The following is a 24,301-nucleotide window of genomic DNA, read 5'->3' as shown; positions in this document are numbered from 1 at the left end:
GTGCCCGAATGCTGATCGCGCGGCGCCACTTGCCGGGCCTGCATGCTGCAGGCCCGCTCTGGCGCTCGGCCTCGTTCGCCATCGCCATCGGCGTGCTGGCGCCGGTGCTCACGCTGGCATGGCTGGCGTTCGGGTCCGGCGTGGGGCACTGGGGGCCGCTGTTCGCGCACGTGCTGCCACGGGCCGCACTCAACACGGCCGTGCTGCTGGCAGGCGTGGGCACGATGGTGCTTGTGATCGGCACCGGCTGTGCGTGGCTGGTCACGGCCTGCGACTTTCCGGGCCGGCGCGTGCTGCACTGGGCGCTGCTGCTGCCGCTGGCAATGCCGACCTACATCGTCGCCTTCGCCTATCTCGACCTGCTGCACCCGATCGGTCCGGTGCAAGGCGCGATCCGCTGGGCACTGGGCTTCGACAGTCCGCGCCAGTTCCGCCTGCCCGACCTGCGCTCGATGCCGGGCGCGATCTTCGTGCTCGGCTTCGTGCTGTACCCCTATGTCTACATGACCGCGCGCGCCATGTTCATGACTCAGCCCGCGCACCTGATGGAAGCCGCCCGCACGCTGGGCGAAAGCCGGCGCGGCGCGTTCTTTCGGGTGGCGCTGCCGCTCGCTCGGCCGGCGCTTGCGGTGGGCCTGAGCCTCGCGCTGCTCGAGACGCTGAACGACATCGGCGCCTCTGAATTCCTCGGCATCAACACGCTCACGGTGGCGGTCTACACCACGTGGATCACGCGCTCCGACCTGGCGGGCGCGGCGCAGATCGCCTGCGCGATGCTGTTCATGGTGGTGGCGCTCGTCTGGCTCGAGCGCAACGGACGCCAGCACCAGCGCTTCGGCTCGGCGCAACGCATGCGAGCCATGCAGCCGCGCCGCCTGCACGGCAGCGCCGCCTGGCTCGCAACCGCCATCGCCACGCTGCCGGTGCTGATCGGTTTCGTGGCGCCAGCCCTCTACCTGGTGTGGGAGAGCGCCAAGCGGCTGCACCAGGGTGGCGGCGTATCGCATGGCCTGCTCGCAAGCCTCGGCAACACACTGGCCCTGGCCGCCGGAGTGACGGTGGTGGCGGTGGCGGGGGGGTTGGTCGTCGCATGGACAGCGCGCAGCCAGGGCTCGCGACCCAGCCGCGCACGCTGGCAGGCACGCGTCGCCACGCTGGGCTACGCGGTGCCGGGCACGGTGCTCGCCATCGGCCTGCTCACGCCCGCGCTCGCGGTCGACGCCGCGCTCGCCAATGTGCTTGGCCTGCAGGGCCTGCCGCTCATGGGTGCGGGCATCGTGCTGGTGGTGGCCTGCGCGATCCGTTTCCTTGCCATGCCGGTCGGCGGCATCGAAGCCGGACTCGCGCGCATTCCGCCCGCCATCGAGCAGGCGTCGCGGCTGCTGGGCGAGACCAGTGGCAGCACGCTGCGGCGAGTGCATCTGCCGCTTTTGCAGCCCGCCATTGCCACGGGCGCGCTGCTGGTTTTTGTCGATGCCATGAAGGAACTGCCCGCCACACTGCTGCTGCGGCCGGCCAACTTCGACACGCTGGCCACCTGGCTCTATGCCGAGGCCGCCCGCGGCACGTATGAGGAAGGCGCCATTGCCGCGCTCGCCATCGTCGCGGTGGGCCTGCTGCCCGTGATTCTGCTGGCGCGCAATCAGCTGGGCACGCCATCGGCGCTGCCCGGCCCGGACAAGACATGAGTTCCTCTCTTTCCATCGAATCGATCCAACTCGCCTACGAGACACCGCGCGGCCTGCACACCGTGGTGAGCGACTTCTCGCTCTCGCTGCCCGCCGGTGAAATCGCATGCCTCTTTGGCCCTTCGGGCTGCGGCAAGACCACCGTGCTGCGTGCGATTGCGGGCTTCGAGCCGCTACGCGCCGGCAGCATCCGTCTGGGTGACGTGCTGCTCTCTTCGACAGAGGTGCACCTGCCGCCCGAGCAGCGGCGCGTGGGCATGATGTTCCAGGAGTACGCGCTCTTTCCCCACCTGACGGCGGGCCAGAACGTGGCCTTCGGCCTGCGCCGTTCGAGCCGTTCGATGCAGCAGGCGCGCGTGGCCGAGATGCTGGCGCTGGTCGGCCTGGCCGATGCCGGCGAGCGCTTTCCGCACGAACTCTCGGGCGGCCAGCAGCAGCGCATCGCGCTGGCCCGCGCGCTGGCACCTTCGCCCGCGCTGCTGCTGCTCGACGAACCCTTTTCCAATCTCGACGGCGGCACACGCGAGCGCCTGACGGCGGAGGTGCGCGGCATCCTCAAGCGCGCCGGCCAGACCGCCATCCTGGTCACCCACAACGACGCCGAGGCCCATGCCATGGCCGACCGTATCGGCGTGATGCACGGGGGCCGAATCACGCACTGGCTGGACACCGCCCAGTAGCACAAGGCGCCCATTCGGCGAATGGGCTTTTCGGGAAAAGGTTGTTCGGGCCCGCAAGAATCGCGGCGCTCCATTCAACTTTTCTTCTTCGAGAACGCAAACGCCATGTCCAAGCCACTCACCCTCGTCAGCCACCTGCTGTGCCCTTACGTGCAGCGCGCAGCCATCGCACTGGCCGAAAAGAAGGTGCCGTTTCAACGCGTCGTGATCGACCTTGCCAACAAGCCCGATTGGTTCGTTGCGATCTCGCCGCTCGGCAAGGTGCCCCTGCTGCGGCTGGCACGGCCCGACGGCAGCGAAGCGGTGCTGTTCGAAAGCAACGTGATCTGCGAGTACCTCGAAGAAACGCAGCCGGGCTCGCGCCTGCATCCGGAAGATCCGCTCACCCGTGCCGAACACCGCGCGTGGATGGAATTCGGGTCGGCCATCCTCGGCGACCTGTGGGGCTACGAAACCACGCGCGACGCCGAAGTGTTCGAGCAGAAGCGCCTGGCACTCGCCGCCAAGTTCGAGCGCGTCGAAGCCGCGCTGGGTGCGGGGCCCTACTTCGCCGGCGCCGACTTCAGCCTGGTCGACGCGGTGTTCGCGCCGATCTTTCGCTATTTCGAGGTGTTCGAAGAAATCAGCAACTCGCACATCTTCGACGCCTTGCCGAAGGTGAATGCATGGCGCCATGCGCTGGCGGTGCGCCCGAGCGTGCAAAGCGCCGTGGTGCCGGAGTATCCGCAGCACCTGCGCGAGTTCTTGCGCAAGCGCGAGGCGCACTTGCTCGAGCTCGCGCAATAACGAAAATCGGCGTTCCTTCCCCTCACCACAACTACCACGAGATGCGATTCCTCCACACCATGCTGCGCGTTGGCAACCTCCAGCGTTCGATCGATTTCTACACTCAGGTGCTGGGCATGAACCTGCTGCGCACCTCGGAGAACCCCGAGTACAAATACAGCCTCGCCTTCCTCGGCTACGGCACCGGCAATCCCGAGCAGGCCGAGATCGAGCTCACCTACAACTGGGGCACCGAAAGCTACGAGCTGGGCACCGCCTATGGCCACATCGCACTTGGCGTGCCGGACGCCTATGCCGCCTGCGAGAAGATCAAGGCGGCTGGCGGCAAGGTCACGCGAGAAGCCGGCCCGGTGAAGGGCGGCACCACGGTGATCGCCTTCGTGACCGATCCCGATGGCTACAAGGTCGAATTGATACAAGACAAATCCAGGGCCCAGGGCCAACCTGAAGCCGGCGCCGACGCATTGCGCGCCTCCTAGCCGGCCGCTGCGCCGCCCGCTCGCCCCTTCGAAACGGGCCCCAAGAGGGTGCCGTTTAAAATGAAAGCGCGGCGAATTGGGGATACAAATGATCACCGTTTCGCAGGCGATCGGCATATTCTTTGCTGGTATTTTCTCGGGGTGCGGCGCGGCTGCTCAATGCTCCGCGCGCCGTTTCCTGAAATCGCAATCAAGCCCCTTTAGAGTTCGGCAAGGCCGTCCATTCGGATGAATCGTCCGGTGGCGCGCCTTTGAACTATTTTCTACCTTTTCGCTTCTTTTAAGCGGCCAGCCATTGACCATTCTCAGCATCCGCGGCAAAGCCATTGATCCGGCCATATCGCTCATCATATTTTTGTTTGCCGCCCTGATTGTGGGAGCAATACCTTTTGCTTACCACGACACGGCCGCACAGAATTTTCCTGATGAAGAAACGCTGCTGAGCTTCTTCGGTGCCGACTCATGCCAGATCGCCTCCACGTCGGTGGAGGAACGAAACTCCTACGCATGCAGCGCCTTCCTGCTCGAATCGGTGGGGCTGAGCGCCAAGACGGCTCCGATTGCGGGCGCCCTGCTGAGCGTCTCGCTCACCCTCATACCCATATTTCAATTCAGCCGGATATCCCTCGGCGTTTTTCTTGTTTCACTGGGATGGGGTTTCATCAGGGCCATTTTTCTTTCGGTTCTTTCGAAAGACATGCTCTCCGCCTGCGTGGTGCTGCTTTCGATCATGGCGGCGCAGCACAGCGGGTTCGGGCTCACGTGGTTTTTATCTTCCACGGTCTACGGCTGGGTGGTCAGAAAATACTGGCTGCTGGTCAGCGCCACATGGCTCGGATTGAGGCTCGTAAGAAATCAGCTCACCGTATTCAGGCTGTTCGTTGTCATCGTTTTGATTTACATCGCGCTTTCGCTGACGTTCCAGATTGCATTGGGCGCCACGCTCGACTTCGCCCGCGCCGCAGTCAATGAAAACAGAGACGTGGGCGCCGAAGGATCGCGAACTGTCATCGATGCGGTGATTGCTTCCGACAATGCAATGCTTCAGGCACTTAACGCCACGATCACCTTTTTCCGATTGGCATTTCCTCTTGAGCTTTTGCGTTTTGGATCGGTCAGCCAGTTGGCATTCATTTCGATCATGCCCTTCACCTTCATCTGGATGGTGCAAGCCATCGTCAAGGGCGTGAAATCAGACAGCAAGTATTTGATCCAGGCCGGCAAGGTGGCGCTGGCACCACTGGCTTTTCTCATCATCGAGGGCGTGTTCGAGCCTGATTTCGGTTCGTTCGCCCGCCACTTCGCCATCGTGAGCCCGCTGGTCTTTTCCGCATTGGCGCTGGTGCAAAAAAGCGAGCTGGCGCAGGAAAAGCGACTGCGGCGCAGGCAAGCCGCCACTCCTACGACCACTTCTGCCGCCGCGGCTTTTGCTCGCCCGCTTGCTCAGGATCGCAACTCGTGAAGTCCCAATCCATTGCGGTCGATCAGCCCCAGTACGTAGAGTCCATCCAGGCCGGACGAGGCATTGCCGCCCTCTTGGTCGTCATTCACCACGCAGCGCAAAAGGCGCACGCGCTGTCTGGCGGCACCATCCCGCTGTTCGATTTCGGAATCGTCGGGGTCGACGTCTTCTTCATGATCAGTGGCTTCATCATCTACTTCGTCACCGCGAACAAGACGATGACGCACGTGGAGTTCATGGAAAAGCGGATCGTGAGAGTGTTTCCGCTGTACTGGGGACTCTCGCTGCTCGCGCTGCTCGTCTTCATTCTTGCGCCCAAGCTGATCAACAGCAACGCGAAAGAAGCGACCGATGTCGCCGCATCGTTCTTCTTGTGGCCGACCTCTGCGCCCTATCTGGTCAACAACGGCTGGACGCTGACCTACGAGATCATCTTCTACGGGCTGTGGGCGCTTGTCGCACTTCCCGTGGCCAAGCCGAGAAACGCTTACATCGCCTGCCTCGTATTGGCAGCCGCATCGTTTATTGGCCTGCTCTCCGGCATCGACTACAAGGTCATGAATTTTTCCTTGTTCGTGGAGTTCGCGTTCGGGGTCGCTATTGGCGTCGCGTTCAAGAAGGGACTGCTGCGGCAGAGCATTCCCTTGTCGATTGTCTTGACCACCGCCGGTGCTTTTCTTGCCTACCTGGCCATTTCGTGGGGCTTCGGAAACAGCGAACTCCGGGGGTTTGCACTGGCAATCCCATCAGCCATGATGTTCGTCGGAATCATCCTGCTCGGATCGGTGTGGGCCAAGGCACGCACGATCCTGGCCATTGGGGACAGCTCCTATTCGCTGTACCTTTTTCACCCGTTCATATTGGTGGCCATTCCCATCGCGGTGAAGGCGCTCGGACTCTCGTCGCCGATCCAAATCCTTGCCATTGCCGCTGCGGTCTGCGTCGCCTCGTTCTGGGCTTCGCACATGGTCTACAGGTTCGTGGAATTCCCGCTCACGCAAATGATGCGCGGCATGATCAAGTCCGCAAAATCCCTGGGCGCAGCCAGGGCCAGGTGACCGCGCTCAGCAGCCCAGCAGGTCGGCCAGCTGCTTGATGTCGCGGGCGTGCAGGTTGTTCTCTGGGTTGGGAGAAACGTCCTTCGGCTGCGCGCGGCCGAATTCGTTGGGCCGTTCGATGTAGGCGGTCTTGAGGCCGCAGACGCGCGCCGCGGCCAGGTCGTCGTGGTGCGCCGCGGCCAGCATGACCTGTCCGGGCGTTGCGTCGAATACGCCCGCCACGCCCAGGTAGGTGCGCGGGTCGGGCTTGTAGGCCTTGAACACTTCAGCCGACAGCACGCAGTCCCAGGGCAGCCCGGCGCGCTTGGCCATTTCGGTGAGCAGGCCGATGTTGCCGTTGGAAAGCGTGCAGATGGTGAACTTGCTCTTCAGGCGCGTGAGCCCCTCGACCGCATCGGGCCAGGCAGGCAGCCGGTGCCAGGCGCGGCTCAAGTGGCGCTTGGCGGGGGTATCGAGTTGCCCGGTCAGGCCGAAATCATGCAGCACCTGTTCGAGCATGCTCAGGTGCAGTTCGTCCAGCAGCGTGAAGCCGCCCTCGCCCGCAGCGATGCGTTCCATCACGGACTTCATCGCGGGCAAATAGCCGGCGCGCCAGGCCAGCGCGAAGGTCGCGCCATCCACACCGGGCAACGCAAGCTCGGCCTCGGCGGCAACGCCGCTGTGCCAGTCGACCACGGTGCCGAAAACGTCGAACGCGATGACCTTCAGGTCGCTCGCGTCGAAATCCGCGCGCATGGTCAGCGCGGCAGCTGGCTCGCTGCGCGGGCCAGTTGCTCGATCAGCGCCCAGTTGCCGCCCTGGATCGCGTCGGTCGGCACGATCCAGGAGCCACCCACGCACGCCACGTTAGAAAGGGCGAGAAACTCCGCCGCATTGCCAGCGTGGATGCCGCCGGTGGGGCAGAAAGTGACGTCGCCGAATGGCCCTTGCCACGCCTTGAGCATGGGCAGGCCGCCGGCCTGCAGCGCGGGAAAGAACTTGAGTTCGGTGTAGCCGTCTTCCTGCGCCATCATGATCTCGCCGCCGGTGGCCACGCCCGGCAGCAACGGAAGGCCGAGGTCGTGGCAGGCCTTGCCGACTGCTCGCGTGTAGCCCGGGCTCACGCCGAACTTGGCGCCCGCCAGCGCCGAGGCCTGCGCATCGGCGGCGCTGCGGATGGTGCCCGCGCCTGCCACTGCATCGGGCACGTCCCGCGCAATGGCTTCGATGCATTCGAGCGCCTGCGGCGTGCGCAGCGTGACTTCGAGCATGCGGATGCCGCCAGCCACCAGAGCGCGCGCCAACGGAACGGCATGCTTCACATCGTTCAGCACGATGACCGGAATGACCGGTGCATCGCGCATCACGTCGAGCGCGGTGAGTTTGTTGTTTTCTACAGCCATGAGCAGGCTCCTTCTTCAGCTGTCAATGCATTGCGGCGCATGCCGGCGAACAGTTCGCGGCCGAGGCCGTGGCCGTCGGCGATGCGCTTGGCCTCGGGGAGCGTAACGGTTTCGCGCTCGGCCCATTCGTCGTCGGGCACCAGCACAGCCAGCGTACCCGCCACGGCGTCGAGACGGATCACGTCGCCATCGCGCACCTTGGCGAGTGGTCCGCCGGCGGCGGCTTCGGGCGACACATGGATGGCGGCCGGGACTTTGCCCGAGGCACCGCTCATGCGGCCATCGGTGACAAGCGCCACGCGGAAGCCCTTGCCCTGCAGCACCGAGAGCGGCGGCGTGAGCTTGTGCAGCTCGGGCATGCCATTGGCCTGCGGGCCCTGCCAGCGCACCACGCACACCACGTCGCGCTCGAGCTCGCCGGCCGTGAAGGCCTGGTGCAGCGCGGCCTGCGAATCGAACACACGTGCGGGCGCCTCGATCACGTGGCGGTCGTCCGGCACCGAAGACACCTTGATCACGCTGCGCCCCAGGTTGCCGTTGAGCAGCTTGAGGCCGCCGGTGGCGCTGAAGGGGCTCTCGACGGGCCTCGCAACGGCTTCGTCCTTCGATGGTGCGGCGGAACTCCAGACCAGGCGCTTGTCGTCCACCAGGGAAGGAACGTCCGCAAATTCGCGGATGCCGCCGGCGCGCACGGTCAGCACGTCGGCGTGCATCAGCCCTGCATCGAGCAGTTCGCCGATCACGAAGCCCGGGCCGCCCGCGGCCTGGAAGGCGTTCACGTCGGCGCTGCCGTTGGGATAGACGCGCGTGAGCAGCGGAATGACGTCGGAGAGCCGGGAGAAGTCGTCCCAGTCGATCACGATACCCGCCGAGCGCGCCACGGCTACCCAGTGGATCAGGTGATTGGTGGACCCGCCGGTGGCCAGCAGCGCCACCATGGCGTTGACGATGCAGCGCTCGTCGACCATCTCGCCGATGGGAGGGCAGTTGAATTTCGCTTCGCTCGCGCGGCCCAGCACCGTGCGAACGGCCTCGCGCGTGAGCGTTTCGCGCATCGCGTCGCCGGGCTGAATGAATGCGGTGCCGGGTACGTGCAGGCCCATGGCCTCGAGCAGCATCTGGTTGCTGTTGGCCGTGCCGTAGAAGGTGCAGGTGCCGACCGTGTGATAGGCCGCCATCTCGGCGTCGAGCAGGCCCTGCCGGCCGACCAGGCCTTGCGCCGCCTGTTCGCGCACCTTGGACTTCTCGCCGTTCGACAGGCCCGAGGGCATGGGGCCGGCGGGCACGAACACCGTGGGCAGATGCCCGAAGTGCAGCGCGCCGATCAGGAGGCCCGGCACGATCTTGTCGCACACGCCCAGGAGCAGCGCACCGTCGAACATGTCGTGCGTGAGCGCCACCGCGGTGCTCATGGCGATCACGTCGCGGCTGAAGAGGCTCAGCTCCATGCCGGGCGTGCCCTGCGTCACGCCGTCGCACATGGCCGGCACGCCGCCGGCCACTTGCGCCGTGGCACCGAGGCCGCGCGCCTCCTGCTTGATGATGTCTGGATAGCCCTGGTACGGCGCGTGGGCCGAGAGCATGTCGTTGTAGGCGGTGACGATGCCGATGTTGGGCGCGCGCTCGGTCACCACCCTGAACTTGTCATTGGCCGGGATACCGGCCACGGCGTGCGCCACGTTCGCGCAGCCCATGCGGTCGGAGCCCCGGTCGCGGTTGCCAATTTCTCTCAGGCGCTCGAGGTACGCGCTACGCGGCCCCCGGCTGCGTTCGCGAATGCGATCGGTAACGTCAAGGACGGTGGGATGTGTGCTCATGGGGATGTGTTCGGTCGCGTGGCCGGCCTGTCGGCACTGTCGCTTTTGCGACCTTCGACTCGGAAGTCAATGGTACCAAGACAGCAGGCGCCGGGCCGATGGAAATCACCACCCCGGCTATACGCATTTACCATCCGCGCCCATCGAGCGGCAGGCGCGAGCCTCGTCAGTCGACCAGCTTGACCTCGACGCGGCGCGCCTCGGCGTTGTTGCCCGACCCCGCGGTGACCGCGGGCCTCTGCAGATCGACCTTGCTCGCGGGCACACCCAGACCGACCAGCACGTCGCGTATGGTTTCAGCGCGCTTCTTGGCAAGCTGTTCGTTCATGGTCGCGTCGCCCGTGGTGTCGTGGAAGCCGGAGACCACCGCCTTGCGGCCGCTCTCCACGCCCTTGATGACCGCCGCCAGCGCCTCGGCCGCACCGGGCGCGAGATCGGCGCTGCCGGTGGCGAAATAGAAGTTCACCACGCCATCCTTGGCCACGCGGATGCTCGCGCCATCGGGGATCACGACCGTCACCGTCTCGGTCACCTCCGCCACCGTCGTGGTGGGTGCCGGCGCTGCGGGCGCGGCTGGAGCAATCGCTGCCGCCACGGCGGGCTTGGCATTGGCCGGCGCCACGGCGTGCCCCTTGTGCCAGACCGCGATACCGACGACGAAGAAAATCACCAGCGCAATCAATGCCAGGAGAAATCCGAGGATGAAATTTTGCTGGCTGTCGTCGTCGCTCATGAGGGGGCGTACTCCATAGGAAAGAGGTCGGTAAATAATGGTGCGGTGAACCATGATCACGAAATTGTAGGCGCCGGCCCTTCAGGACCGTTGCCAGACCCTGGGCCACCGGGCCTGGACCCGATGCCCAAGCCCCTGCGCGACCCGCAGCCCATGCTCGAACAGGCCATTGCCGACTGGGGAGGCCGCGAGGATCTGTGGCTCTTCGGCTATGGGTCGCTCATCTGGCGCCCGGAGTTCGACTTTGTCGAGCGGCGGACCGCCTGGGTGCACGGCTGGCATCGAGCACTGAAGATGTGGAGCCGCATCAACCGCGGCAGCGTGCAGACGCCGGGCCTCGTCTTCGGCCTGCTTTCTGGCGGCAGCTGCCGCGGTATGGTGTTCCGAGTGCCTTCGGCGCACGGCCTCGACACGCTCCGCAGGCTCTGGCTGCGCGAGATGCCGACCGGCGTATACGACCCGAGGTGGCTCAAGTGCAACACGCCCGAAGGCCCCGTGCGCGCGCTGGCCTTCACCCTGTCCAGGCGCAGCCCCAACTTCACCGGCGAGCTCAGCGACGACCGCTACCGCCACATCTTTACCCATGCCGTGGGCCGTTACGGCAGCTCGCTCGACTACGCGCGACAGACCTTGCTGGAGCTGCGCCGGCACTCGATCCACGACGCGGCGTTGGCGCGGCTGGTGGCGCTCGCGCACGAGAAGCAGGAGCAGCAGGAGCAAGACGCCAAAGAGGCGCGGCAAAAGCAGTCCGCGGCAGCCGCCGATTGCGATATGCCGCCGGGTCCGGTATATGTTCCGGGGTCTCCGAACCCATCTTCCAAAAAGGAAAAACCATGAACCATCGCCTTTTCGCCGCCACCGGCACCGCCCTTATCGCCGCCGCCCTGCTGTCTGCCTGCGGCAGCATGAGCGGCATGATGAGCGGCAAGCCGCGCGCGGCCGCCGAACTGATGCCGACCGCGGCGATCTCGCCCAATCCGACGCGCGGCTCGGTGACCTTCACCGCGCTGGACCACGGCGTGCGCATCGCCGGCGAGGTGCGCGGACTGGCGCCAGGCAGCGAGCACGGTTTCCACATCCATGAAAAGGGCGACTGCGGCGACAACGGCAATGCCTCGGGCGGCCACTTCAACCCCGCCGGCGGCACGCACGGCAAGTTCGGCGCGCCGGGCAGCCATGCCGGCGAGTTGCCGAGCCTGGTCGCCGATGCCAGCGGCGTGGCGCGCTTCAGCGTCGACGACCACGCCATCTCGCTGACCGAGGGCGCTGCCAACAACGTGGTCGGCCGCGCGCTCGTGGTACACCGCGACCGAGACGATTTCACGACCCAGCCGGCCGGCAACTCCGGCCCGCGCACCGCTTGCGCGGTGATCACGCGGCGCTGATCGGCTAGCCGGGGCGGCCGGTGGAGCGCTCCCGCCACAGGACCTCGGCGCGCGCCAGGGCCTCGGGCGTGTCGATGTCGGTCACGATGCCGACGTCGTCGACCACCAGGTCGGCCACGGCATCGATGGCGCGCATTGCCTTCAGGACCGGTGCCGCGCCGAAGTTTCCCCGCAGCGCCGCAAGCTGAGCCCGGCATCCCGGTGCGAAGCCGACCGGATGCCCGCGCTCGCCCCTGTATTGCGGCTGCGCCGCGCAGATGCGGCCTGTGAGCGCCGCGGCCACGGCGCGCAATGTCTCGGGGCGCACCAGCGGCAGGTCGCCCGGCAGGATCAGCCAGCCCGCGGCATCGGGCGTGGCGCGCACCGCGGCGGCAATTGAATCGCCCATGCCCGGATGCCCGGCGTCTTCGAGCCGCCACGGCAGGCCACTGGCGCGCACGGCGTCGAGCGTGCGTTCGAGCAGCGGCTTGCCCGCGAGCGGCGCCTGCAGCTTGGAGCCGAATCCCCCGGCCGCGATGAAACGCTCGCCGCGCCCCGAGGCCAGCACGATCACCAAGGGGGAAGTCGCCTTTGCCGCCATGCGCCGAGTATGTGCGCGGAATGGCCGGGATGCCGTTTGGTGGTGCATGCGCAACAATGCCGCCATGACTTCTTCTCCCACCAACGAAACGTTGGCCGCGCTGCGCAAGAGCTACGAGCGCGCCGAACTCGGCGAAACCCACAGTGCCGACGATCCGCTGAAGCAGTTCGAGCGCTGGCTCGGCGAAGCCATCGACGCCCAGGTGCCCGAGCCCAACGCGATGACCCTGTGCACCGTGGCCAGCGACCTGCGGCCTTCGAGCCGCATCGTGCTCATCAAGGGCTTTGATGCGCGCGGCATCGTCTGGTACACCAACTATGAAAGCCGCAAGGGGCGCGAGCTCTCGGGCAACCCGTATGCGGCATTGCAGTTCCACTGGGTCGAGCTCGAGCGCGTGGTGCGCATTGAGGGCCGCGTGGAAAAAACCAGTGCCGAGGAAAGCGATGCCTACTTTTCGAGCCGCCCGCTCGATTCACGCATCGGCGCCTGGGCCAGCCCGCAGAGCGAAGTGATCAGCGGGCGCGACGTGCTGGTGAAGAACGCGGCCGTGGCGGCCGCCAGGCACCTGCTCTCGCCACCGCGCCCGCCGCACTGGGGCGGCTACCGCCTCGTGCCGGATCGCTGGGAATTCTGGCAAGGCCGCAAGAGCCGGCTGCACGACCGACTGCGCTACCGGCTCGAAGGCAGCGCGTGGGTGCGTGAACGCCTCGCACCTTGAATTTCGTCAAGCCTCGCAGCCGACAACCTTGAACTCGACGCGGCGGTCCAGCGCATCGCTTGCATCGTCCGCACCCGTGCCCACGATGTTCTCGCGGAACCCCATGCCGGATTCGCGCAGCTTCTTCGACAAGGGCGGCGCTTCGCCCACCAGCCGGGTCTTCACGCTGACCGCGCGCTGCAGAGACAGGCGCTCGTTGACCGATTCCGAACCGGTGCGGCTCGTATGGCCCGTGACCACCACGCATGAATCGATTTGCGCGGCCTGGCGCGCGATCTGGCGCAGCCACATCGGGTAGGCGGCGCTGATCTTCTGATCGGCCAGGAAGTCGGTCGAGCCGGGCTTGAACAGGAACTTCACGCTCAGGTTGTTGGTTTCCAGCCCGAGCCGCGCGATGGTGCCGAAGGTCTTCTCCGCCTCCGCGGTGCGACCGAGCTGGGCCTGCGTGAGGTACAGGCCGCTGTAGATGCGCAGCTGCTGGCCGTCTGACCGGCGCGAAGCGGCTTCGTAGCGGCTGAGCGCTTCGCTCATGCGGCCGGCCTCGTAGGCCGCGGTGGCTTCCTGCAGCACGGTCGACGTGGGCAGGCGCTCCAGGTACAGCGCGTCGGCCGCCTGGCCCGGCTGCGTTTCGGCGGTGCGGATGTAGCCTTCCACGCCGCGGTCCTTGCCGTTCACGGGGCTGTCGCGAAAGAAGGCGGTGGGCCGCGTGTCGAGCGTTGCATCGCTGATGCGCGCCACCGATTGCGCGATGACCACGCCGCTCTTGATCTCGGTCAGCGCCAGGTTCAGGCGGTAGCGCCCGTCTGCCGCGTCCTTGTCGCGCACCAGCGTGCCGTTGAGGACGTACTGCGCGCGCTCGATCTCGGCGTTGTTGAACGGCGTGACGGTGAACTGCTTGAACTGCGACTGCATGCGCTGGACGATGCGCTGCTCGGCCACGCGCGTGACTTCGGTCTGTTGGCCGCTAGAGCCCTCGAGCAGCGGATCGATCACGATGCGGCTTTGCTTGATCGTCGACTCCACCTTGGCCAGAAAGGCCGGCAGCTTCTGGGTCTGCACGATCAGGTCGTCCACCGCCTGGTTGACGGCCTGGTCGAAGGGCATGGCATTGCTTGGTGCCGGCCTGTGCGCGCACGCAGCGGCAAGCACGGTGGCGCACAGCGCCAGCATGCGCAGCGCCGAGCGAATGGGACGGGTGGTGTTCATCATCAGCATTGACTCCTCAATATCTTCATGTCTTCGTCCGACAGCGGCTCCCCGACCGCCGCGCGCATGTTGATTTCGCTGCAGCGCCTGGAGGGCGAGGGCCGCTTGGCGGCAGCGGCTTTCTCCACCTCCGGTGCGGGCGGTGATGGCGGCTGTGCAGCCACCGCAACGGCCTGCGGCCTCGGCTTGGCATTCGGCCGCGTTGCCGCGGCAGGTGCAGACGCAGACTTGGGCTCCGCCTCCGTTGGCTTCACCGGCGCTGCTGGCGGAGTTGGCGTCGACTCGCGCGGCACCGCGGCCGAAAGGCAGGGCGTCCGGCACGGCTTGGTATCAGCCACCGCCGGCAAGGCAGCACAGCACAGCGCCATCACCATCGCGATCGGCGCCATGACGGAAAACGGCGAAGACCGCGCCTGGTAAATCATCAGCGGGCAAATGTAGAGCGGCAGCCGCCGCTCGCCATCTCGCCAAATGGCCACCCTGCCGAACGGCATAGGCGCCCGCCGTTGCACGCGGTCGGCGCGTCGGTAGAGCTAAAGGCTTATGAAAAATTCAGGGAAGCCACTGCACCAGGGTCATCACCAGGGTCAGCGTGGCCAGCGCGAGCACTGTCGACATCGCGACGCTGGCCGTGACCAGGTCTTCGGCCGTGCGGTAGCGCTGCGAAAAGAGAAAGACGTTGGCGCCAATGGGCAACGCCGCCGCCACCACCATCACGGTGAGCGGAATGCCGCGCACGCCCAGCAGCCAGCCGATGCCCGCCACCAGCAGCGGATGCAGCAGGTTCTTCACCAGCGACTGCACCATGGCGCCGCGCCAGTGCCGGCCGATGGGCGTCAGCGCGAGCGTGATGCCCACCATCACGAGCGCGACGGGACCGAAGGCCTGGCCGAGCAGCATGATCGGCTTGTCGATGGATTCGGGCATCGTGAGCCCCGTCTGCGCGAACAGCAGCCCCGCGATGATCGGCAGCGGCACCGGGTGGATGATGGCGTTGCGGAGCGCCCGCATCACGGTGCGCGCCATGGGGCGCTTCGCTTGGCCGCTCACCGCCGCATGCTCGCGCGCCACGGCCAGTTCCAGCACCACCGTGGCGCTGGTCAAGAGCACCAGCGAGTGCAGAGAGATCAGCGTGAGCAGCACCACCATGCCCTGCTCGCCATAGGCAAGGCCGACCAGCACGATGCCGATCATCACGGTATTGCTGTAGGTGTTGGCCAGCGCAATGACGGCCGCCGTGCGGTTGAAGCCGCGCAGCGCCAGCGTGGCCGCGAACAGCAGGCCCGAGGCAATGAAGTACGCCGCCACCGGCTTCAGGCTCAGCTCCTGCACGTGCACCGTGCTCATGGCGCGAAACAGCAGTGCCGGCGCGAGCAAGAGGAAGATCAGGTTGGACAGATCCTTCACGGCGTTGCCGCCGATCCAGCGGCGCCGGCCGGCCAGGTAGCCCACGGCAATGAGAAAGACGACGGGAAGCAGCGACGAGATGACGAACGAATTCACCCGCCGAGGATAGCCTCTTGCCTGCCCCTCCTTCCGCCCCGCGAGGACGGAAGGAGCAGGTCCAGCGCCTTTAGAACGTCACGCGCAGGCCGACCTTCAGCGAACGCCCCGGCAGCGGCGCATTCGGGTACACCGTCGTCGTCAGGATCGAAGTCGGGCTGTAGGCCAGCTTGTTGGTGATGTTGTCGACGCGCGCATACCAGGTGAGGTTGGCGCGCTGCACCTTCATGCGATAGGAAATCGACGCGTTCCACAGCGTGTAGGCATCGGTCTCCCGCGCGCCGACGCTCGGCACATGGCGCTGCGCCGCGTTGTAGTCGAAGCCGAAGCGCGCGCTCCATGGGCCATTGCCATATGCCAACGTCGCGCCCGCGCGGAACGGCGCGATGCGCGGCAGCGGCTCGCCAGTGTCGAGGTTCTTTGCACGCACCACGTCGCCGCGCCACTCCAGATCGAGCGTCGAGGCATCGGCCATGCGCGCGAATCCTTCGGTGCCCAGGAGGCGCAGGTTGCCGCTGGCTTCGATGCCGGTGAAGCGCGCGCGCACGCCGCTGTAGAGGTACTCGGCCAGCGTGTCGGTCGCCGCGGGGTCGGTCACCACCTGGCCTTCTTCATCGAGTGTGCGGCCCGAAGCCGTCAGGCCGATGTAGTTGCGAAACTGCGTAACGTAAGCGTTGACGCGAGCCGTGTTGGCGCCCGACTTCCATTGCGCGCCGACATCGAAGCCGGTCGACTTTTCTTTCTGCAGGTCGGGATTGCCGACCTCCCAGGCGGCCGTTGCCACGTGCGGCCCGTTGGCGAGCAGTTCGTAATCTTTCGGCGCCCGCTCGGTGTAGGCGAGGTTCGACGTGAGCTGCCATTGCGGCGTCAGGTTGACCAGCGCACCCAGGGCCGCGCTGTGCGGGTTGAACGTGCGCTCGCCAATGGCAAAGCGCGTCACCGTTGGATCGTCCGGATAGCCGAGCGACGTGACGCGGACCTTCTCGGTGCGCGCGCCAAAGCTCAGGCGGCCCCACGAAGTGCCGAGTTCTTCATACATGAACAGCGCATTGGAGCGGGTGCGGCTGTGCGGCGCAAAGGCTTCCTCGCCATCGGCGGCAAAGCGGTTGCTTTCGCTGGAAAAGCCGACCAGGCCTTCGAAGTTGCCGATCTTGCGGTGACGCGCCTCGATGCGCAGGTCGTTGCTGATGTTGGAGAACGTCGTGCCGGCCTCGCCCCCTTCGTATTCCGTGTGGCGGTAGTTGGTGTGGCTGGCCTTGACGTGAACGGTGCTGATGATGCCGCCCGGACGCCATTCGCCTTCGATCGCATAGCGGTCGGACTTCATGCCGATGGTCACATCGTCTTCGGCCACGGTGCCGTAGTTGCTGCGGTAGGTGCTGGCCGAGGCGCCGATATAGCCCTGGTCGAAGAACAGCGTGCCGCCCACCGCGCCGCCGTGCGCCTCGTTGGCCGAGTTGCAGATCTTGCGCGCCAGCCAGGGGCGCCCGGGCTTGCTGCATTCCAGGTCGATGGGCGCCGAGACGTCCTTGGCGTCACGGTTGAACGCATCGACGTGCAGCGCGAAGCGGTCATTGCCGCCTTCGAGCACCACGCCGCCGCTCTTCTCCTTGCTACCGGTTGAAAAGCCCAGGTCGGCACGGCCGCCGAAACCGTTGATGGGCTCGGTGGGAATGCGGTTGTCGATCACGTTGACCACGCCGCCCACCGCGCTGCCGCCGTACTGCAGCGCCGAAGGCCCGCGCAGCACTTCAATCCGGTCGGTGACCAGCGCGTCCACCGGCACGGCATGGTCGTAGCTCAACGCCGAAGCGTCAGGGGCGCCGCCGCCGTTCTGCAGGATGCGGATGCGGTCGCCGTCCTGGCCGCGGATGATCGGCCGGCTCGCGTTGGGGCCGAAGTAGCTGCTGCTTACCCCAGGCAGGTTGTTGAGCGTTTCGCCCAGCGTCGATTCGGAGCGCATCAACAGTTTGTCGCCCGACAGCGTGGTGGTGGGTGCGATCAGCTCGCTGGCACCCAGCGGATTGCCGGTGACGGCGATCTCGGGCAGGCTGGCCGCGGCCGCGTCGGCAGGTTGCGCCTGGGGTGCCGGCTGGGCTTGGGCCATGCTCGCAAAAGAGGCGAGCGAAAGAACAGCAGCGCCAATGGCGTTGCGACGGAAATTGGGAATCATGAATGAGCACTCGTTGAATCAAGGGACGATCTGCCGCCACCCGCAAAGGCGCGGGTGCAGCAACCGGAACACAGGGAAGATTCAGCGAGTGGAAGGCGGGCCGCGCGCGTCGAACAGCGCAACCCAACGGGCGATGGCCTCGCCCTGCAGATAGGCAAAGGTGGCCGACGGCAGCAGCACCGGCAGCACCACCGTGGGAACGCCCAATGCGCCCGAGCCGTGCGACAGCTGGTCGTACAGCCGGCATTCGGCATCGGAGTGGCCGCTGAACAGGTCGCCTATGCCGCGCGGGACCGCATGCTCGTGCGCCCCATCGGGGTGAACGGCTTGTGCCGATGCCTGGGCAGTCGCTTCGGCATGCGCCAGGCCGGGCACGTGCAGCGTCCGGTGCATGAGTCCCAGCGTGCCTGCGAACCACAGCGCAACCACCAGCGCGACAGCAATCGCGCGCGTCGACAGGATCGAGCGGCGATAGGTTGGGCAGGGGGCAAAGTGCACGGAACGCGGGGCCTGCAGAACGATCAGCCCTTGACCCGGGACGCGAAGGTCTTCTGGAACTTCTCGACCTTGGGACCCACCACGAATGCGCAGTAGCCCTGGTTCGGGTTGTTCAAAAAATAGTCCTGGTGGTAGGCCTCGGCCGCCGAGTAGTTGGCGAGCGGCGCCACCTCGGTCACGATCGGCGAAGCGTAGGTCTTGCTCGCCTCGATTTCGCGGATGACGTCTTGCGCCACCTGCTTCTGCGCGTCGCTCGTCACATAAATGCCGCTGCGGTATTGCGTGCCGGCGTCGTTGCCCTGGCGGTTCAAGGTGGTCGGATCGTGCACCACGAAGAAAATCTCGAGAATTTCGCGCAGGCTGATGACGGCCGGGTCGAATTCGACCTTCACCACTTCCACATGCCCGGTTCGGCCGGTGCAGACCTGCTCATAGCTAGGATTCACCGTCTGGCCGTTGCAATAGCCCGATTCGACGTCCACCACGCCCTGCACACGGTCGAACACGGCCTCGGTGCACCAGAAGCAGCCGCCGCCGAGCACGACGGTTTCGGTGGGCGACGGTGAAGAAGACATGGGGCTGCTCCGGCAGGTGGAAAAAAGGCGAACCCGATATTGTCGCGGCTTGACGGGCCGGATGCTGGTCACTACATTACTAACCCGCGAGTCATTAATCTCATGCCCACCCCCCGTTCCTTTGTCGACAAGCTCTGCCCGGTGCGCTCCAAACGCGAGCGCCGCAAGGAGGCGCGCCCCGGCGAACTGCTGGCGGCGGCGCTCGATCTCTTCGTCGAGAAAGGCTTTGCAGCCACCCGCGCCGAAGAAGTCGCGGCCCGCGCGGGGGTCTCCAAGGGCACCCTCTTTCTTTACTTTCCGAGCAAGGAAGAGCTCTTCAAGGCCGTGGTGGTCGAGAACCTCAGCGGCCGGTTCTCCGAGTGGAACGACGAGTTCGAGGCCTTCGAGGGCACCACCGCCGACATGCTGCGCTACTGCATGCGCGTCTGGTGGGAACGGGTCGGCATGACCAAGGCCTCGGGCCTGACCAAGCTCATGATGAGCGAAGGGACCAATTTTCCCGACCTGGCCGAGTTCTACCGCCAGGAGGTGGTCCGGCCGGGCCACGTGCTGCTGCGGCGCATCCTGCAGCGCGGCATCGACCGCGGCGAGTTCGCGCCGGTCGACATCGATCACGCCATCTACGCGGTGGTGGCGCCCATGATGTTCCTCATGCTGTGGAAGCACTCGGCCATGATCTGCGTCGACGGGCAGGCCTCGCTCGACCCCGAAAAATACCTTGCGACGCAGGCAGAGACCGTGCTTTACGGCCTCACGCGGCGGCCGGAACAGCGGCAGGACGCGCAAACGCCAGGCGAGCCTTCCACCGGCGCGGGCCGGGCCACCTAAAATTGAAGGTTTGTCCTGAGTCCCACAAGGTAAAGCCCTCCAATGAACCCGACCCCCACCCTCGAGCGCTTGCGCTTCAACATGATCGAGCAGCAGATCCGGCCCTGGGATGTGCTCGACCTGGAAATCCTCGACCTCCTGGCCAGCATCCGGCGCGAAGACTACGTGCCGCCCGAGCATCGCACGCTGTCCTTTTTCGACATGGAGCTTCCGCTGGGCGACGGCTCCGTTCCCGGCCAGGTGATGCTCTCGCCCAAGGTCGAGGCGCGCATACTGCAAGACCTGCACGTGCAAAAGCACGAGTCGGTGCTCGAGATCGGCACCGGATCGGGCTTCATGGCCGCCCTGCTCGCCCATCGCGCGGCCCAGGTGCTGTCGCTGGAAATCGACCCCGTACTGGCCGCCCGCGCCGCCGAAACGCTGCGCCAGAACGGCGTGGCCAATGTCGAGGTGCGCAATGCCGACGGCGCCGTGCCGCTGCCAAGCGGCCCGAGCTTCGACGTGATCGTGCTCAGCGGCTCCGTGGCGCGCATTCCGCAGAACCTGATCGGCTCGCTGAAGGTGGGTGGCCGCCTTGCCGCCATCGTGGGCGACGAACCGATGATGCGCGCCCACTTCGTCACCCGCACCAGCGAAAGCAAGTGGGACACCATCCAGCCGTGGGACACCGTGGCACCGCGGCTGCTCAATTTCCCCGAGCCTTCGCGCTTCTCGTTCTGATCGGGCACCACCGCATGATCGATCAAGTCCGCCCCACCGACCTGGCCGCCTGGTTTGCGCAGAACCCCGGCGCGGCGCCCGTGCTGCTCGACGTGCGCGAACCCTGGGAACTGCAGACGGCCAGCGTCACTCCGCAGGGCTTCACGCTGGTCGCCATTCCGATGAACGAAATTCCGGCGCGGCTTTCGGAACTCGACGAAGGCCAGCGCGTTGCGTGCCTGTGCCATCACGGCGCGCGCAGCCAACGCGTGGCGGCCTTCCTGAGCCAGAACGGCTTTGCCGAGGTGGCCAACGTGGCCGGCGGCATCGACGCCTGGTCCGCACAGCACGACCCCGCCGTGCCGCGCTACTGATTCTTTCTCCCAAGGACGTTCAATGCCTTCCAGGCCCAGGCTTTTGCCTCTCTCCGCAGCGCTCGCAAGTCTCTTTGCCACCCTGCTCGCACTGCCGGCCCAAGGCCAGACACTGAACGAACTCTACGAATCCGCACGCGGCTTCGACGCCACCTACCAAGGTGCGCGTGCCCAATACGACGCAACCGTGGCGCGCGCCGCGCAGGCCAAGGCCGGAATCCTTCCCGCCGTGGGGCTCACAGCCGGCGCGACCCGCAACGCGCTAGACATCGACACGCTCACCGGCGCCGGCCGCGGAACAAGCACGCCGCGCGACTTCACCACGCAGAACGTCGGCGTCAACGCCACGCAGCCGCTCTACCGGCCTGCCAACTGGGCCACCTACGAGCAGGGCAAGCGCCAGGCCGAGATCGCCGAAGCGGTGCTCACCGCGGCCGAGCAGGACCTGATCGTGCGCGTGAGCCAGGCGTACTTCGACGTGCTCGCAAGCCAGGACAGCCTGACGCTGGTGCGCGCGCAAAAGGTGGCCGTGGCAGAGCAGCTCGCATCGGCCAAGCGCAATTTCGAGGTCGGCACTTCCACCATCACCGACACGCGCGAAGCCCAAGCGCGCTACGACCTCGTCATTGCGCAGGAGATTGCCGCCGAGAACGACCTGCAGGTGAAGAAGGTGGTGCTCGACCAGCTGGTCGGCCGCCCCGGCAGCGTGCCTGTGCCGCTGGCACAGCCGGTGGTGCTGCCCACCGCCATGCCGGCCAACATCGAAGCCTGGGTCGCGCAGGCCGATGACGTGCATCCCTCCATTCGCCAGGCCCGGCTCGGCCTCGACGTGGCGGGCCTCGAAATACGCAAGGCCGAGGCCGGCCACAAGCCCACGCTCGATGCCAACCTGGGATACAACATCACGCGCAACCCCCAAGGGACCGCCACCAGCACCGTGGGCACGCGCATCAACGCTGCCTCGGTGGGCGTGGTGTTCAACCTGCCGCTGTTCGCGGGTTTTGCCACCGAGAACCGCATCAAGGAAACGCTCGCGCTCGAAGACCAGTCGCGCAGCGTGCTCGAAGGCACCCGCCGCAGCGTGGCGCAGGCCACGCGTGCGGCCTACCTCGGGCTTGTTTCCGGCGCGGGCCAGGTGAAGGCGCTCGAAGCGGCCGAGGCCTCGAGCCAGAGCGCGCTCGATGCCAACCGGCTCGGCTACCAGGTGGGCGTGCGCATCAACATCGACGTGCTCAATTCGCAGAGCCAGCTGTTCCAGACCAAGCGCGATCTTGCGCAGGCGCGCTACAACGTGCTGCTCGGCAACCTGAAGCTGCGCCAGGCCAATGGCACGCTCACCGTTGAAGACATGAACGCGATCAATGCGACGCTCGCGAAAAACGGGAGCACGCCAGCGCCGTCGCTTGGCGAGCGCCCGCAGGCCGTGCCGGTCACGCCGCCCAGTATTCCGGTCGTGCCGCCAGTGCTGGTGCCGCCATTCAACCCGCCGGCGCCGGTCATGCCTACGGCACCGCCGCCGCCAGTCATTCTGAATCCGCCAGCGCGCTAGAACGCCGCGAAGCGCGCAAGCCGCCGGATCTGCGCGGCTCGCTCAGAGAAACAGGTATTCCCTCGTGACGCTGGTGCACCCGCCGGGCGTGCGCATCAAGTACACATGACTTGTCGGGCTTGCCGCCAGCACTCCGACGCGCAGTCCGATGACGGGAACGCTGCCGATTGCGGACCCGGCCTTCAGTGCGTAGTCCTGGCATGACATGCGCCATAGCTGGACGACTTCGTAGACGACGTCGCAGCCGCCCCGAATCGTGGGAGCGAAGGTGGCCGACACCAGATCGGAAACGTCCTCACGGGCACGCTCTATCGCCACGGTCCAGGCGCTGGCATCGGGGGCCACCGGATGGCTCATTGAAAGGACCGCGTAAGAGCCCTCCGGGCCCGTGAGTAAAGGCCCAGCACTGCGCACAGCATTCAGACACGTGCCGAGGCCGGATTGAGCCGCCAGTCGCTGCAGCGTGCCCGCCTCCCGCCCTTCCTGCGCCAGCGCCAGAGAGTTCAGGAAGCACCCGAGCAGCGCCGCGGCGATGGGCCCTCTGGCGCCGCTGCGAAGAAAGGGCAAGCGCCTTCCAGATGCTGTCGGACCGCCACCCGCAATGATCTTTTTCTCCACTGTCGCCCTCCTGAACAATGACGATGTCGCATTGTGGGAGGAGTGCCTTCACGGCAGTGGGTTTATTTCACGAAGTCATCGCCTCTTTTCCTTGGGCGAAACAATCGTGAATTTTTAACTATTGTCAGGTCACTCCAGCGTTGGCTCTGCTCTGGAATCGTCCAGGGGCGCGCGTTCGGTGACGACGGGATCGGCGGCCTGTGCAATGGCCAGAACCGCCGCAGCCGTGCGTTCGGCCGCACCGCGGTTCGACGACGAGAAAGCCAATGCGGCCTCCGCCATGGCGGCGCGGCGCTCGGGGTTCTCGACCAGCTTGAGCGCCGCGGTCACGGCCTGCTCCATGTTCTCGACGCGCAAGGAGGCACCGGCCGCGAGCGACAGCTGCGCCGCCTCGGCAAAATTGAAGGTCGATGAGCCCATGACCACGGGACAGCCGCATGCGGCGGGCTCGATGAGGTTTTGACCGCCCAGCGGCTCGAAGCTTCCGCCGAGCAGCGCGACGTCGGCCAGGCCGTAGTAAAGGGCCATTTCGCCGAGCGAATCGCCCAGCCAGATCTCGGCTTCGGCCGGCTCGCCAGCGGCGCTGCGGCGCGCCACCGCGAAGCCCTGCGATTCGATCAGCGCGGCCACTTCGTCGAAGCGCTGCGGATGGCGCGGCACGATCATCCATTGCACGTCGTGCACACGCTTGGCAATCGAACGAACGGCACCCTGCTCGGGCGGCACGGGCGAGGTGGCGCCAAAGCGCTTGAGCACGTCGAGCAGCATGCGCTCCTCACCGTCGCGCGAGCTCGCGAGCACCACCATCGGACGCGGCAAGCGCTCGCGCAGCGCCACGGCCGCGGTGAGCTGGCGCGCATCGGGCGAGGCGTCGAACTTGAGGTTGCCGTAGATGCCGGCCACCTTGGCGCCGAGCGACACCAGCCGGTGCGCATCGGCTTCGGTCTGCGCCCATACGGCGGCCAGCGCCGAGTACGCGGGCCGCGCGAGCCAGCCCAGGCGCTCGGCCGCAGCCAGCGATTTTTCGTTGAGCCGCGCATTGGCCAGCACCAGCGGAATGCGGCGCTCGGCACAGGCCGCGGCCATCTCGGGCCAGACTTCGGTTTCCATCAGCACGCCGATGCGCGGCTGGAAGCGGTCGAGAAAACGCGCCACGGCCCCCGGCGTGTCCCACGGCTGCCAGACCTGCGTATCGCCGGGTTCGAGCAGCTTGGCGCCCTCTTCGCGGCCGGTGGCCGTGCCATGCGTGAGCAGGATCGGGATGCCCGGATATTGCCTGCGCAGCTCCGCGATCAGGATGGCGGCGGCGCGCGTTTCGCCGAGCGAAACCGCGTGCACCCAGCACTGGCCTTCGCCGGTGACGGCATCGTCGTAGTGGCCGAAGCGCTCCTCGACGGCCACGGCGTAGCCGGGCTCGGCTTCCGCGCGGCGCCGCAGCTTGCGGCGAACCAGCGGTTGCACGGCGGTGGTGAAGGCGCCATAGAGGCGCAGCAGCAGCGAACGCACGGGG

General features: G+C 66.4%; 26 protein-coding genes. 14 read left to right on the top strand and 12 right to left on the bottom strand.

Features of this window, described 5'->3' with window-relative positions; translation table 11 throughout:
• Nucleotides 1-8 precede the first annotated feature (8 nt).
• The 6 genes from ASC78_RS06320 (at nucleotide 9) to ASC78_RS06295 (ending at nucleotide 6,153) form a co-directional block, all read left to right on the top strand.
• On the top strand, nucleotides 9-1,688 hold the full coding sequence (locus ASC78_RS06320) for an ABC transporter permease (protein WP_055798052.1): 1,680 nt from the start codon (nucleotides 9-11) through the stop codon (nucleotides 1,686-1,688).
• Nucleotides 1,685-2,368 (top strand): ABC transporter ATP-binding protein, encoded by a 684-nt coding sequence (locus ASC78_RS06315; RefSeq protein WP_055798049.1) that lies wholly within the window; start codon nucleotides 1,685-1,687, stop codon nucleotides 2,366-2,368. Before ASC78_RS06320 ends, ASC78_RS06315 begins: the two co-directional genes overlap by 4 nt.
• Before the next feature lie 105 nt (nucleotides 2,369-2,473).
• Nucleotides 2,474-3,154 carry a glutathione S-transferase family protein gene (locus tag ASC78_RS06310; protein ID WP_055798294.1) on the top strand — a complete coding sequence of 227 codons (681 nt, stop codon included), beginning with the start codon at nucleotides 2,474-2,476 and terminating at the stop codon, nucleotides 3,152-3,154.
• A 41-nt stretch (nucleotides 3,155-3,195) separates the two neighbouring features.
• On the top strand, nucleotides 3,196-3,633 hold the full coding sequence (gloA, locus tag ASC78_RS06305) for a lactoylglutathione lyase (RefSeq protein ID WP_055798048.1): 438 nt from the start codon (nucleotides 3,196-3,198) through the stop codon (nucleotides 3,631-3,633).
• A 295-nt stretch (nucleotides 3,634-3,928) separates the two neighbouring features.
• Nucleotides 3,929-5,095, top strand: a complete 1,167-nt coding sequence (locus ASC78_RS06300; RefSeq protein WP_055798045.1) for a hypothetical protein — start codon at nucleotides 3,929-3,931, stop codon at nucleotides 5,093-5,095.
• Nucleotides 5,092-6,153 carry an acyltransferase family protein gene (locus tag ASC78_RS06295; protein ID WP_055798043.1) on the top strand — a complete coding sequence of 354 codons (1,062 nt, stop codon included), beginning with the start codon at nucleotides 5,092-5,094 and terminating at the stop codon, nucleotides 6,151-6,153. The genes ASC78_RS06300 and ASC78_RS06295 overlap by 4 nt, the downstream gene beginning before the upstream one ends.
• A 6-nt stretch (nucleotides 6,154-6,159) precedes the next feature.
• Here ASC78_RS06295 and ASC78_RS06290 read toward each other — a convergent pair whose 3' ends face one another.
• The 4 genes from ASC78_RS06290 to ASC78_RS06275 all read right to left on the bottom strand — a co-directional run bounded on the left by ASC78_RS06290 (nucleotide 6,160) and on the right by ASC78_RS06275 (nucleotide 10,085).
• Nucleotides 6,160-6,888 (bottom strand): haloacid dehalogenase type II, encoded by a 729-nt coding sequence (locus tag ASC78_RS06290; protein ID WP_055798039.1) that lies wholly within the window; start codon nucleotides 6,886-6,888, stop codon nucleotides 6,160-6,162.
• Nucleotides 6,889-6,890: 2 nt separating this feature from the next.
• Entirely contained in the window at nucleotides 6,891-7,535 is a 645-nt protein-coding gene (gene eda / locus ASC78_RS06285) for a bifunctional 4-hydroxy-2-oxoglutarate aldolase/2-dehydro-3-deoxy-phosphogluconate aldolase (RefSeq protein WP_055798033.1), read from the bottom strand.
• The gene (edd, locus tag ASC78_RS06280; RefSeq protein WP_055798030.1) at nucleotides 7,526-9,352 is read right to left on the bottom strand and encodes a phosphogluconate dehydratase; all 1,827 of its coding nucleotides are present in this window, start codon (nucleotides 9,350-9,352) and stop codon (nucleotides 7,526-7,528) included. Before edd ends, eda begins: the two co-directional genes overlap by 10 nt.
• Nucleotides 9,353-9,518: 166 nt before the next feature.
• On the bottom strand, nucleotides 9,519-10,085 hold the full coding sequence (locus tag ASC78_RS06275) for an OmpA family protein (RefSeq protein WP_055798027.1): 567 nt from the start codon (nucleotides 10,083-10,085) through the stop codon (nucleotides 9,519-9,521).
• Between the two features lie 123 nt (nucleotides 10,086-10,208).
• Between ASC78_RS06275 and ASC78_RS06270 the strand changes: the two genes are divergently transcribed.
• Nucleotides 10,209-10,922: a gamma-glutamylcyclotransferase gene (locus tag ASC78_RS06270; protein WP_055798024.1), complete on the top strand. Its 714-nt coding sequence runs from the start codon at nucleotides 10,209-10,211 to the stop codon at nucleotides 10,920-10,922.
• The gene (locus ASC78_RS06265; RefSeq protein ID WP_055798020.1) at nucleotides 10,919-11,470 is read left to right on the top strand and encodes a superoxide dismutase family protein; all 552 of its coding nucleotides are present in this window, start codon (nucleotides 10,919-10,921) and stop codon (nucleotides 11,468-11,470) included. The genes ASC78_RS06270 and ASC78_RS06265 overlap by 4 nt, the downstream gene beginning before the upstream one ends.
• 4 nt (nucleotides 11,471-11,474) lie before the next feature.
• On the opposite strand, the gene ASC78_RS06260 is transcribed toward ASC78_RS06265, so the two are convergent.
• On the bottom strand, nucleotides 11,475-12,050 hold the full coding sequence (locus ASC78_RS06260) for a nucleotidyltransferase family protein (protein ID WP_055798017.1): 576 nt from the start codon (nucleotides 12,048-12,050) through the stop codon (nucleotides 11,475-11,477).
• Between the two features lie 46 nt (nucleotides 12,051-12,096).
• On the opposite strand from ASC78_RS06260, the gene pdxH reads away from it, so the two are divergent.
• Nucleotides 12,097-12,768, top strand: a complete 672-nt coding sequence (pdxH, locus tag ASC78_RS06255) for a pyridoxamine 5'-phosphate oxidase (RefSeq protein WP_443082707.1) — start codon at nucleotides 12,097-12,099, stop codon at nucleotides 12,766-12,768.
• Between the two features lie 6 nt (nucleotides 12,769-12,774).
• On the opposite strand, the gene ASC78_RS06250 is transcribed toward pdxH, so the two are convergent.
• Nucleotides 12,775-13,983: an OmpA family protein gene (locus tag ASC78_RS06250; RefSeq protein WP_055798014.1), complete on the bottom strand. Its 1,209-nt coding sequence runs from the start codon at nucleotides 13,981-13,983 to the stop codon at nucleotides 12,775-12,777.
• Between the two features lie 18 nt (nucleotides 13,984-14,001).
• On the opposite strand from ASC78_RS06250, the gene ASC78_RS06245 reads away from it, so the two are divergent.
• Nucleotides 14,002-14,394, top strand: coding sequence for a hypothetical protein (locus ASC78_RS06245; RefSeq protein ID WP_055798011.1), 393 nt, complete (start codon nucleotides 14,002-14,004; stop codon nucleotides 14,392-14,394).
• 132 nt (nucleotides 14,395-14,526) lie between these two features.
• Here the strand turns inward: ASC78_RS06245 and ASC78_RS06240 are convergent, their stop codons facing one another.
• The 4 genes from ASC78_RS06240 to msrA form a co-directional block, all read right to left on the bottom strand.
• A complete protein-coding gene (locus ASC78_RS06240; RefSeq protein WP_055798008.1) occupies nucleotides 14,527-15,477 on the bottom strand; it encodes an AEC family transporter in 951 nt (316 codons plus the stop codon).
• A 70-nt stretch (nucleotides 15,478-15,547) separates the two neighbouring features.
• Nucleotides 15,548-17,650, bottom strand: a complete 2,103-nt coding sequence (locus ASC78_RS06235) for a TonB-dependent receptor (protein WP_055798005.1) — start codon at nucleotides 17,648-17,650, stop codon at nucleotides 15,548-15,550.
• A gap of 81 nt (nucleotides 17,651-17,731) precedes the next feature.
• Entirely contained in the window at nucleotides 17,732-18,148 is a 417-nt protein-coding gene (locus tag ASC78_RS06230) for a hypothetical protein (protein WP_055798003.1), read from the bottom strand.
• Nucleotides 18,149-18,171: 23 nt separating this feature from the next.
• Nucleotides 18,172-18,723 carry a peptide-methionine (S)-S-oxide reductase MsrA gene (gene msrA, locus ASC78_RS06225; protein WP_055798000.1) on the bottom strand — a complete coding sequence of 184 codons (552 nt, stop codon included), beginning with the start codon at nucleotides 18,721-18,723 and terminating at the stop codon, nucleotides 18,172-18,174.
• A gap of 102 nt (nucleotides 18,724-18,825) precedes the next feature.
• On the opposite strand from msrA, the gene ASC78_RS06220 reads away from it, so the two are divergent.
• The 4 genes from ASC78_RS06220 to ASC78_RS06205 are packed head-to-tail and all read left to right on the top strand — an operon-like array spanning nucleotide 18,826 to nucleotide 22,173.
• Nucleotides 18,826-19,551: a TetR/AcrR family transcriptional regulator gene (locus ASC78_RS06220; protein WP_157634395.1), complete on the top strand. Its 726-nt coding sequence runs from the start codon at nucleotides 18,826-18,828 to the stop codon at nucleotides 19,549-19,551.
• Between the two features lie 42 nt (nucleotides 19,552-19,593).
• Entirely contained in the window at nucleotides 19,594-20,271 is a 678-nt protein-coding gene (locus tag ASC78_RS06215; RefSeq protein ID WP_055797996.1) for a protein-L-isoaspartate O-methyltransferase family protein, read from the top strand.
• Between the two features lie 14 nt (nucleotides 20,272-20,285).
• Nucleotides 20,286-20,624 carry a rhodanese-like domain-containing protein gene (locus ASC78_RS06210; protein ID WP_055797993.1) on the top strand — a complete coding sequence of 113 codons (339 nt, stop codon included), beginning with the start codon at nucleotides 20,286-20,288 and terminating at the stop codon, nucleotides 20,622-20,624.
• A gap of 22 nt (nucleotides 20,625-20,646) precedes the next feature.
• Nucleotides 20,647-22,173, top strand: coding sequence for a TolC family outer membrane protein (locus ASC78_RS06205; RefSeq protein WP_055797990.1), 1,527 nt, complete (start codon nucleotides 20,647-20,649; stop codon nucleotides 22,171-22,173).
• Nucleotides 22,174-22,215: 42 nt separating this feature from the next.
• Here the strand turns inward: ASC78_RS06205 and ASC78_RS06200 are convergent, their stop codons facing one another.
• Both ASC78_RS06200 and ASC78_RS06195 read right to left on the bottom strand, forming a co-directional pair.
• Complete coding sequence (locus ASC78_RS06200; RefSeq protein WP_157634394.1) at nucleotides 22,216-22,791, bottom strand: hypothetical protein; 576 nt, start codon at nucleotides 22,789-22,791, stop codon at nucleotides 22,216-22,218.
• Nucleotides 22,792-22,920: 129 nt separating this feature from the next.
• Nucleotides 22,921-24,297: a 3-deoxy-D-manno-octulosonic acid transferase gene (locus ASC78_RS06195; RefSeq protein WP_055797984.1), complete on the bottom strand. Its 1,377-nt coding sequence runs from the start codon at nucleotides 24,295-24,297 to the stop codon at nucleotides 22,921-22,923.
• Nucleotides 24,298-24,301 lie beyond the last annotated feature (4 nt).

Origin of the sequence: Variovorax sp. Root318D1, from assembly GCF_001424835.1 — a bacterium.
GTDB lineage: Bacteria > Pseudomonadota > Gammaproteobacteria > Burkholderiales > Burkholderiaceae_C > Variovorax.
This window is presented reverse-complemented; position numbering and strand designations above follow the sequence as displayed.

Coding starts and splice junctions, on each gene's coding strand:
- ASC78_RS06250 (WP_055798014.1), bottom strand. CDS start 13,983: ATGCTGATGATGAACACCACCCGTCCCATTCGCTCGGCGCTGCGCATG.
- ASC78_RS06235 (WP_055798005.1), bottom strand. CDS start 17,650: ATGATTCCCAATTTCCGTCGCAACGCCATTGGCGCTGCTGTTCTTTCG.
- ASC78_RS06270 (WP_055798024.1), top strand. CDS start 10,209: ATGCCCAAGCCCCTGCGCGACCCGCAGCCCATGCTCGAACAGGCCATT.
- ASC78_RS06205 (WP_055797990.1), top strand. CDS start 20,647: ATGCCTTCCAGGCCCAGGCTTTTGCCTCTCTCCGCAGCGCTCGCAAGT.
- ASC78_RS06320 (WP_055798052.1), top strand. CDS start 9: ATGCTGATCGCGCGGCGCCACTTGCCGGGCCTGCATGCTGCAGGCCCG.
- ASC78_RS06210 (WP_055797993.1), top strand. CDS start 20,286: ATGATCGATCAAGTCCGCCCCACCGACCTGGCCGCCTGGTTTGCGCAG.
- ASC78_RS06275 (WP_055798027.1), bottom strand. CDS start 10,085: ATGAGCGACGACGACAGCCAGCAAAATTTCATCCTCGGATTTCTCCTG.
- ASC78_RS06290 (WP_055798039.1), bottom strand. CDS start 6,888: ATGCGCGCGGATTTCGACGCGAGCGACCTGAAGGTCATCGCGTTCGAC.
- ASC78_RS06315 (WP_055798049.1), top strand. CDS start 1,685: ATGAGTTCCTCTCTTTCCATCGAATCGATCCAACTCGCCTACGAGACA.
- gloA (WP_055798048.1), top strand. CDS start 3,196: ATGCGATTCCTCCACACCATGCTGCGCGTTGGCAACCTCCAGCGTTCG.
- ASC78_RS06265 (WP_055798020.1), top strand. CDS start 10,919: ATGAACCATCGCCTTTTCGCCGCCACCGGCACCGCCCTTATCGCCGCC.
- msrA (WP_055798000.1), bottom strand. CDS start 18,723: ATGTCTTCTTCACCGTCGCCCACCGAAACCGTCGTGCTCGGCGGCGGC.
- ASC78_RS06215 (WP_055797996.1), top strand. CDS start 19,594: ATGAACCCGACCCCCACCCTCGAGCGCTTGCGCTTCAACATGATCGAG.
- ASC78_RS06220 (WP_157634395.1), top strand. CDS start 18,826: ATGCCCACCCCCCGTTCCTTTGTCGACAAGCTCTGCCCGGTGCGCTCC.
- edd (WP_055798030.1), bottom strand. CDS start 9,352: ATGAGCACACATCCCACCGTCCTTGACGTTACCGATCGCATTCGCGAA.
- ASC78_RS06260 (WP_055798017.1), bottom strand. CDS start 12,050: ATGGCGGCAAAGGCGACTTCCCCCTTGGTGATCGTGCTGGCCTCGGGG.
- eda (WP_055798033.1), bottom strand. CDS start 7,535: ATGGCTGTAGAAAACAACAAACTCACCGCGCTCGACGTGATGCGCGAT.
- ASC78_RS06310 (WP_055798294.1), top strand. CDS start 2,474: ATGTCCAAGCCACTCACCCTCGTCAGCCACCTGCTGTGCCCTTACGTG.
- ASC78_RS06245 (WP_055798011.1), top strand. CDS start 14,002: ATGTCTTCGTCCGACAGCGGCTCCCCGACCGCCGCGCGCATGTTGATT.
- pdxH (WP_443082707.1), top strand. CDS start 12,097: ATGCGCAACAATGCCGCCATGACTTCTTCTCCCACCAACGAAACGTTG.